This is a genomic window from Acidimicrobiia bacterium, from assembly GCA_016650365.1.
Classification (GTDB): Bacteria; Actinomycetota; Acidimicrobiia; order Spongiisociales; family JAENVV01; genus JAENVV01.
Genome location: JAENVV010000288.1, coordinates 1 through 1,961, shown reverse-complemented (window position 1 = coordinate 1,961; position 1,961 = coordinate 1). Strand labels below are relative to the sequence as shown.

The 1,961-nt window shown below is 62.2% G+C and carries 4 protein-coding genes; 1 reads left to right on the top strand and 3 read right to left on the bottom strand.

All coding sequences use genetic code 11. The annotated features are described in order from the left end of the window. Nucleotides 1–261: glycoside hydrolase family 65 protein (locus JJE47_16110; GenBank protein ID MBK5268944.1), on the top strand; the 261-nt coding region annotated here is incomplete at its 5' end. A 41-nt stretch (nucleotides 262–302) separates the two neighbouring features. Here the strand turns inward: JJE47_16110 and JJE47_16105 are convergent. The 3 genes from JJE47_16105 to JJE47_16095 all read right to left on the bottom strand — a co-directional run. Beyond that, complete coding sequence (locus JJE47_16105; GenBank protein MBK5268943.1) at nucleotides 303–1,046, bottom strand: SDR family oxidoreductase; 744 nt, start codon at nucleotides 1,044–1,046, stop codon at nucleotides 303–305. Next, on the bottom strand, nucleotides 1,043–1,480 hold the full coding sequence (locus tag JJE47_16100; GenBank protein ID MBK5268942.1) for a hypothetical protein: 438 nt from the start codon (nucleotides 1,478–1,480) through the stop codon (nucleotides 1,043–1,045). The genes JJE47_16105 and JJE47_16100 overlap by 4 nt, the downstream gene beginning before the upstream one ends. Next, on the bottom strand, nucleotides 1,477–1,961 hold a 485-nt coding region (locus JJE47_16095; protein ID MBK5268941.1), incomplete at its 5' end, for a CoA transferase. The genes JJE47_16100 and JJE47_16095, both read right to left, overlap by 4 nt.

Sequence of the window (1,961 nt, the reverse complement as noted above, 5' to 3'; positions counted from 1 at the left end):
GTCGGTGGTCTCTGGCAGGCTCTCGTCTCGGGCTTTGGCGGATTCCAGTGGAAAGACGGCACCCCCCGACTAACGCCTCACCTTCCGCCCGAATGGACCCACCTGCGATTCGCGGTGTCGATCAAAGGGTCCCGGGTCCGTATCGAAGTTCTCCCGGACCTGGTCACCGTTCATCTCGAAAGCGGAGAACCCGTCGAGTTGGAGATCTGCGGTACTTACCACACCGTGACCAGCGCACCCTTCAGCGTTTCCCCCGTTTAACCCCCCTGACTCACTACTGACTACTGACTACTGACTACTGACTACTTCGAGAGGCTTCTACCGCCGGCGACGGGGACGACCTCTCCGGTTATGTAAGCGGAAGATTCGGAGGCGAGGAAGGCAACGACTTCGGCGACTTCCTCGGGAAGGCCCATCCGACCAAGGGGAATCGCCGCGACCATCTTCTCCAGAACACCGGCAGGCATGGCCCTCGACATCTCGGTGTCGATCAGGCCCGGGGCGACGGCGTTGACCCGGATCCCGGGAGCCAAATCGAGAGCAAGGGCGCGGGTGAGGCCGACCAGACCTCCCTTGGAGGCCGAATAGTTGAACTGCCCGAAGCTTCCGAGATATGCACGGGAACTGATGTTGACGATGGCACCGGACTCGAAACACGGTCTGAGCTTGTTGATGAGTCCGTAAGCCGCTCCAAGGTTCACATCAATTACCGATCGAAAGGCAGCAGAGCTCATGTTGACGAAGCGGGCGTCACGAGTGATGCCGGCGCTGTTGACGATCGTCCGAAGCGGGCCAGAGAGACCTACGACGGCTTCGAGGACGGCATCAAGTCCGGCATCCACTGTCAGGTCGGCTTCGACCCCGATCACCCCCGCACCCGAGGCCTCGAGATCGGCGATGACTTCACCCAACCGATCGGAGATGTCTACCGCCACGATCGTGGCGCCCGAGGCGGCCAATCGACTACAGATGGCTCGCCCGATCCCACCGGCAGCGCCGGTGACCACCGCAATTCCCTTTCCCGGCCCCACCCCCGGGTCGCTCATGGGATTGTCTTCCCTAAGTGGTCGCCACTCAACCTGATCAATTCACCGTTGGGACCGTCGGGCCGACACAACATTTCTACCCAGTAACCAGCGATGTCCGGCGATGTGCTCTCGCTCACGGCAACCACATTGACCGGCACGCCGGCCCTGGAACTCTCAATCGCCAGAGACCGGGCAGCCGAGAGCAATCCGCACGCCACCATCGCCCGACCCGGCCCCCTCCGGCCCAACAAGTCGTCACTATTGACGAGGTAGGCCACTGCTCCCCCACTGCGAACTGCGGCCTGGGACAACTCGAACGCCTCTGACAGCTCAGCCGCCACAGCCGCCCATTCGTCGGGAATGGTGGGCTCGGCCACGAAGACAAGGGATCCTTCGGGCAGGGATCGATCGCGAAACGCATTAGCCAGCCCGACGTCGCTACAACGGATCATGGAGACGAGCCGATAGCGACGGCACCCTCGGACAAGAGTTCGGATATGCGATCGTCCGACAAGCCGGCGGATCGCAGGATGCGGCGGCTGTCGGCCCCGAGGACGGGAGGTGGATCGGTGGCACGGGCGGGTTCCCCGTCAACGTGCAAAGGAGAACCCGTGAGCATGACCTTGCCCGCCACCGGGTGTTCGACTTCGACGACCATTCGGTTGTGGACGACCTGGGGATCGGTAAAGACCGATTGGAAATCCAGTACCCGCCCGACCGCCAGCCCGGCATCACCGAGCAAACTCATCCAGTGGTCGGTGGACTCGGTGGCAAGAACCGACTGCAGACCCTCGGCCAGAGAGTCTCGATTGGTCAGGCGCGAGGTGTTGTCGATGAAGCGATCCTCGTCGAGAAAGTGCTCGAGTTTTAGCAACCGGCAGGCCGCTGCGAAGTGACGGTCGGTCACTACCGCCAGGTTGATATGACCGTCTC

Bases quoted from the DNA above. Each gene is read 5' to 3' on its own strand.
- JJE47_16105 (MBK5268943.1), bottom strand. From the start codon at position 1,046: ATGAGCGACCCGGGGGTGGGGCCGGGAAAGGGAATTGCGGTGGTCACC.
- JJE47_16100 (MBK5268942.1), bottom strand. From the start codon at position 1,480: ATGATCCGTTGTAGCGACGTCGGGCTGGCTAATGCGTTTCGCGATCGA.